This is a genomic window from Pseudoalteromonas sp. CNC9-20 (assembly GCF_022347875.1).
Classification (GTDB): domain Bacteria; phylum Pseudomonadota; class Gammaproteobacteria; order Enterobacterales; family Alteromonadaceae; genus Pseudoalteromonas; species Pseudoalteromonas ruthenica.
The window spans coordinates 470,501-476,578 of record NZ_JAKRFS010000004.1; the positions used below are offsets into that span (position 1 = coordinate 470,501).

Genomic DNA, 6,078 nt, shown 5'->3' on the forward strand with positions numbered 1-6,078 from the left:
GTCCATATGCTCCTTTCGTCTCGAATTCAGTTGTAAATATCACATAGAGAATGCCGGTCTATGTGATATTCATCCAGAACAAATGACAGAACCATCCGTTTCCCTGTTTTGATGTTTTTAGATGGTGGCAATTCATGAGCGCCACCATATTTTCTTTTGTCGTCATCCAAAAAATTAATCAAGGCTTTGACTTGGGTTTGATAGCATTCTGGTATTCTCAATACCGTTGTGGGCCGGCTCTTTTTTCTTCCAGCACCTTCCCTGTATCCACCTCTCTTAATCTCGGTATCCATTTATTTTCCCCTTTGATTTTTGTTACATAAATCATAGTGCACAATGGATTATGTTTCAAAAATCAGCAATTCCTCGTAGAGCTCACAATATTTTATGAAAGAATTTGAATAAAATGTGGAGTGAGTCCACATACTTCGTATGTTTTTTTAAAAGATTCCACATTTTTCACTGTTAAGGGATTTTTTTTCTGATTTTGAGATACATTCAATGTGTCTAATTTGTTGGGAGAAAGGCGATGAAACAGGAATCTAACTTTGCAATTATGCGTTTTGAAAAATTGAGCACTTTAAATGCGGTAACGCGTTCCTTAAAGCATATCTTTAGGGAGCAACCTACACCAAACGCAAATGCCGAGAGAAATGACCTTAACGAAAACCTGATAACGAAGGTCACTACTTGCGCAGAGGAAAGCGCCAAGATCATGAATGATCGGATCAGCCAACTCGACAAAGCCCCTCGCTCGAATGCTGTTTTAGCTATCGAGATAATTTTTACAGCATCGCCTGAAGCTATGGAGATCATGGACCTCGACACACGAAGAAACTACTTTAAAGATTGTGTCCGATGGTTCGGTAAAAAGGTCGGCCCTGAAAACATTCTGGTAGCGCAAATCCATCGAGATGAATCCTCTGAGCACCTGCACTTTTTATGCCTCCCAATCGTTGCCGGAGAGAATACTTTGAATTGCCGCAAGTTGATTGGCGGACATAAAAATCGGGCATCCGAACTTCAAGATGAGTTTTTCAAGGTTGTCGGCGAAAAGTATGGTTTAGCAAGGGGGAAGCGAGGATCTCGGCAGCCCCATACATCTTTGCAAGAACATAACGCTTTAGTAAATCAGGATCTGCCAAAGCTTAGAGCGCAAAAACTCGAATTGAAACTTGAATGTGACGAGCTTGAAAAAAGAATCTCTCGCGGGAAATCTATTCTTGAAAATCTTGCCCTCGATATTAAAAAGGCCATGGAAGAACATACACAGGCGGTTAGGTATTGCTTTACTGCACTAAAGGAGCGACTTATGGATAGGTGGGGAATGATCTACGAAGGTAATGGTAAGTTCACTCGAGAAGCCCAGGAATACGTAGAAGAAGTAATTGACAAACCTTCCCAAAGTTATACTCGACCTTCTTTCCGTAGATAAGCCTGTATTTTCTTGCTCCTGATTAACTTTTATTGATGACGGGGGCGAGTAGCTCGCTCATGTGTTGAATTGCCGCTCTTCGCTCATCAATAAAATCGTCAGGATCATACGTTTCAACGATCTTTGGGAGCTTATGATTCAGGTGCCTCTCAGCAGCCTCCAATGAGGCTCTGTGTTCACCCATGAACTTTTTTGAGCGGATGAGGGAACGAGAGGTTCGCCTTAGGTCGTGTATTACAAAATGTTCAATATCGAAATCTGCAAATACGTTTTTGTAAGGATGTTTACCGTTAGATTTCCCTTTGCCAAACAACTTTTGCAAAGCCGCATTGAGCGTACTTTCTGACATAGGGCCTCCTGAATTACCTTTTCGGGATGGAAACAAATATATTGAGTTGTTGCCGCGAATTTTTAGTTCATTCAACCATTCAATTACAATCGGCACTAAAGGGACTGGATAACCTTTAGCTCCCTTTTTATTTACGCGCTCATCGGGAACGAACCAAGTATTAGACTCAAAGTTAAACTCGGACCAACGAGCATGAATAAGCTCTGTTTTACGGACGCCAAGAACCAGAAGCAAAGCCGTGGCCAAATAATTCTCTCTCGTATATTGATACGAATACTGCCGGAAAACCTCGAAAACGATAGGAATTTCATCAACGGATAGTTTTCTATCCCTGCTTTCTTCATTGCCTCCGGCATCTGAATTGTCCAGTAATTGGGCGGGATTATAGGTTAGTTCTCTGCGCTTGATGGCAATATTAAATATCGCCTTACAGTCCGCTAGAACTTTGTTAGCGACGGTCTTAAAGCCTTTTTCAACAATATCGTCTATCAGATCTTCTATTTCGCTTGTTTTTACCTTATCAAACGGGCGGTTACCGATCTTTGGCTTTATCCAATTGTTATATCTCTGCTCTACGATATTCAACTTTTGAACTTTGGTTGCTTTCTTCTTCAGCCAACTTTGTGCAAGGTCATCTACCGTCTTGTGATTGTTGCGCTCGCTCGACTGTGATGAGCCAGGTGCGCGTAAGCCACTCCTAAGCTCGTGCCTAACAGTGACAGTTTTATCTCTGATATCGCCAAATGGGATGCCGTCCGGCCTGCGCCCATAACGACCTAAAGTCTCTGTATAGCGTTTACCATTAATTGAGTATCTGTATTCCCAACTCGCGCTATTAGGCTGGCTGACTCTGAGGTAAATGCCCTCACCGATTGCCCACCGCTTTTTTATACCTGCCTTTACCACTTTATTGGCTTGGCCGACAGATGTGACTTTGTCAGGCAAGTTGTTTCCATTCTTTTTTGACATACAATAATCCTTTATTTAGCAAACTGGTGACATAGAAGAATTGTAGCACAAAATTATACGAAAAACGGATTCAATGTCACCACTTGAGTCACCATCTTGCTTTGTTTTATATAAGCTCAAATAGACTCAAGTAGTAATAAGGATAGGTTTTATGTGGCTTAACTAATTGTTTTATTTCAATTTAAGCACCAAAAAGACTCAATAGAAAATAAAAAGAATACCTACTCAATATTCTGGATCTGCTCACGCATTTGCTCAATCAGCACCTTTAACTCAACGGCGGCATTGGTCACTTCGGTGTTAATAGATTTGGAGGCTAGTGTATTGGCTTCGCGGTTAAACTCTTGCATCATAAAATCAAGACGACGACCACAGGCGCCGCCTTTTTTCAGAATTTTACGGGTTTCTTTTACGTGCGATTTTAAGCGGTCGAGTTCTTCGGCAACATCTTGCTTTTGCGCCAAATAAATAAGTTCTTGCTCTAGGCGGGTCTCGTCGATTTCAGCTTGCAGATCTTCCAGCTTCTGCGACAGCTTCTCACGTTGCCATTTGATGACTTCGGGCATTTGCGCTTCGACGATTGCGACTTGCTCTAAAATCGCGTCTAAGCGAGTTAATATCATTTGCTCAAGGTTCTCGCCTTCGCTAGCACGGGCGGCTTTAAAGTCATCTATAACGCCATTTAAGCCTTTGAGCAATTCACCTTGCACGACGTCCATATCCATTTCTTCCGCTTCCATTACGCCTGGCCAGCGAAGAATGTCTACGGGATTAATGTCGCCTTGGCTTTGTGCTTGCACCCATTGCGCGCTCTTTACTAATTGTGAAGCCAAAGACTCATTGATTTGTAACTCGCCAACATGGGCTGGGTTGGCGGCAAATTTTAAGAATACTTCAACCTTACCGCGCTGTAAGTTTTTACGCAGCCGTTCACGGATCACAGGTTCTAAACCGCGAAATTGCTCGGGGGCGCGAATGAAGGTTTCCAGATAACGTTGGTTTACAGAGCGGATCTCCCAAGTTCCGGTGCCCCAATCGCCTTTAATTTCTTGGCGAGCATACGCAGTCATGCTGTGGATCATGAATGATTTCCTAATTTAAAACAGATATATCGGCATGCATTATACCTTAACAAAGAGTGAGCTCTAGCGGAAATTTCCAGCACAATTAGGGAAATTCATAAAAGTGCCGTGGCATCGCAGCGGGTGAACACATATAATGAACGAAAATTTTTAATGAAGGGGATAGTGAATGCGTCCAAGTGAAAGAACACCTAACCAAATTCGTCCAGTGACCTTTACTCGCCAATATACCATGCATGCTGAAGGCTCAGTGCTGGTTGAGTTTGGCAACACTAAGGTATTGTGTACTGCGAGTGTTGAGGCGGGTGTACCGCGTTTTATGAAGGGCCAAGGTAAAGGTTGGGTAACCGCAGAATATGGCATGTTACCGCGCTCGACCCACACCCGTAATAACCGCGAAGCAGCGCGTGGCAAGCAAGGCGGACGCACCATGGAAATTCAACGACTGATCGCCCGTGCATTGCGAGCAGCCGTTGATTTAAAAGCCTTGGGTGAAAACACTATCACTATCGATTGCGACGTGATTCAAGCGGACGGTGGTACACGTACGGCATCTATCAGTGGAGCCTGTGTCGCCTTGGTTGATGCATTAACCTATATGCGCGCGAAAGGAATGATCAACACTAATCCTCTGCAACACATGATAGCGGCTATCTCTGTGGGTATTTTCAACGGCGAACCTATTACCGACTTGGAATATATCGAAGACTCACAAGCCGAAACAGATATGAACGTGATTCTTACCGAAACGGGTAAAATCATCGAGGTGCAAGGCACTGCTGAGGGTGAACCGTTCTCATTTGATGAGCTAGAGCAAATGCTAAGTTTAGCTAAGCACTCTATCCGCGAAATTATCGACATCCAAAAACAAGCTTTGGCATAAGCACTAAGCGACTAGTTAAAGAGACATCTAATGAAAGAATATCAAAAGCAGTTTATTGAATTCGCATTAGCCAAGCAGGTATTGAAGTTTGGTGAGTTTACGCTTAAGTCTGGCCGCACTAGCCCTTACTTCTTTAACGCTGGGTTGTTTAACACCGGGCAAGACTTGGCCAAGTTAGGCCGCTTTTATGCAGCTGCACTTGAAGATGCCGGTATTGATTACGACTTATTGTTTGGTCCTGCTTATAAGGGGATCCCTATTGCTACGACTACAGCGGTGGCGTTGGCAGATCATTACAATAAAGACGTACCTTACTGCTTTAACCGCAAAGAGAAAAAAGACCATGGTGAAGGAGGCAACCTAGTTGGCTCTGAACTTAAAGGAAAGGTGATGTTAGTGGATGATGTGATCACCGCTGGCACCGCCATTCGCGAGTCTATGGAAATCATTGCCGCCAATGGCGCTGATTTAAGCGGGGTGCTGATCGCTCTGGATCGTCAGGAAAAAGGCAAAGCAGAGCTCTCGGCTATCCAAGAAGTAGAGCGAGACTTCAACACCCAAGTGGTATCGATAGTTAAACTAGCAGATTTAATCACCTATCTTGAGCAGCAGGGCAATATGGATGAGCACCTGCAAGCGGTCAAAGCCTACCGCGACCAGTATGGTGTTGCATAGCAATATTGAAAAGCCCCGCTATCGGGGCTTTTTTTATGGCTGATAATAAGGTGGCAAGCGTTATGACAAGCTTAAAGTTAAACGGCCAAGGGCTAGGGCGGATAGTTAAAGCATTGCGTTGTACCTACTGGGGACTCAAAGCAGCTTATAAGGGCGAAGCCGCATTTCGCCAAGAGCTGACCTTGGCATTCATCCTTTTTCCTATCTCCTTTTTCATTGCCGATACCGCGATGCATTGGTTAGCACTGATTGTGGTTATATTATTAGTGTTGGTTGTTGAATTACTGAACTCAGCCATTGAAGCGCTCACCGATAGGGTGTCTACGGAATTACATATTCTTTCTGGGCGCGCTAAAGATATGGGCTCGGCTGCGGTAAGCTTGGCATTGTTGATTGCCGCCTTAGTATGGGGAGTCAGTATTTACCAAGCAGTCAGACCCTACTGGTAATGGTCATCTTTTAAACCGCTTTTCAGTTAACAGCAGAATAATAGCCATTAATAAGTGAATTAATGGTCTTTTTTAGTGCGTTTTGAGCGTAAAGTGCGCAAACGATCCATTTTTTGCAGTTTTCTTTAAAAAAGGGGTTGCGTGGAAATCGAATCTCCCTATAATGCGCATCCACCGACACGGCGGACTGCTTACAAACAAGCACTTCAACGAGTTGGGTGAGTCAAGTAAAACTG

General features: G+C 43.7%; 7 protein-coding genes. 4 read left to right on the forward strand and 3 right to left on the reverse strand.

Going from position 1 to position 6,078, the window contains the following annotated elements; translation table 11 throughout:
* Nucleotides 1-26 precede the first annotated feature (26 nt).
* Nucleotides 27-293: a hypothetical protein gene (locus tag MHM89_RS12585; protein WP_239408951.1), complete on the reverse strand. Its 267-nt coding sequence runs from the start codon at nt 291-293 to the stop codon at nt 27-29.
* Between the two features lie 236 nt (nt 294-529).
* On the opposite strand from MHM89_RS12585, the gene mobV reads away from it, so the two are divergent.
* Nucleotides 530-1,435, forward strand: a complete 906-nt coding sequence (gene mobV, locus MHM89_RS12590; protein WP_239408952.1) for a MobV family relaxase — start codon at nt 530-532, stop codon at nt 1,433-1,435.
* A gap of 22 nt (nt 1,436-1,457) precedes the next feature.
* Here the strand turns inward: mobV and MHM89_RS12595 are convergent, their stop codons facing one another.
* On the reverse strand, nt 1,458-2,753 hold the full coding sequence (locus MHM89_RS12595; protein WP_239408953.1) for a site-specific integrase: 1,296 nt from the start codon (nt 2,751-2,753) through the stop codon (nt 1,458-1,460).
* 221 nt (nt 2,754-2,974) lie between these two features.
* Nucleotides 2,975-3,835: a YicC/YloC family endoribonuclease gene (locus MHM89_RS12600; protein ID WP_022943483.1), complete on the reverse strand. Its 861-nt coding sequence runs from the start codon at nt 3,833-3,835 to the stop codon at nt 2,975-2,977.
* A 169-nt stretch (nt 3,836-4,004) separates the two neighbouring features.
* Between MHM89_RS12600 and rph the strand changes: the two genes are divergently transcribed.
* From rph to MHM89_RS12615, 3 genes are all read left to right on the forward strand, one after another.
* Nucleotides 4,005-4,718 carry a ribonuclease PH gene (rph, locus tag MHM89_RS12605; protein WP_022943484.1) on the forward strand — a complete coding sequence of 238 codons (714 nt, stop codon included), beginning with the start codon at nt 4,005-4,007 and terminating at the stop codon, nt 4,716-4,718.
* A gap of 30 nt (nt 4,719-4,748) precedes the next feature.
* Complete coding sequence (gene pyrE, locus MHM89_RS12610) at nt 4,749-5,393, forward strand: orotate phosphoribosyltransferase (protein ID WP_138508657.1); 645 nt, start codon at nt 4,749-4,751, stop codon at nt 5,391-5,393.
* Nucleotides 5,394-5,455: 62 nt separating this feature from the next.
* A complete protein-coding gene (locus MHM89_RS12615) occupies nt 5,456-5,842 on the forward strand; it encodes a diacylglycerol kinase (RefSeq protein WP_026110905.1) in 387 nt (128 codons plus the stop codon).
* The last annotated feature ends 236 nt before the right edge of the window (nt 5,843-6,078 follow it).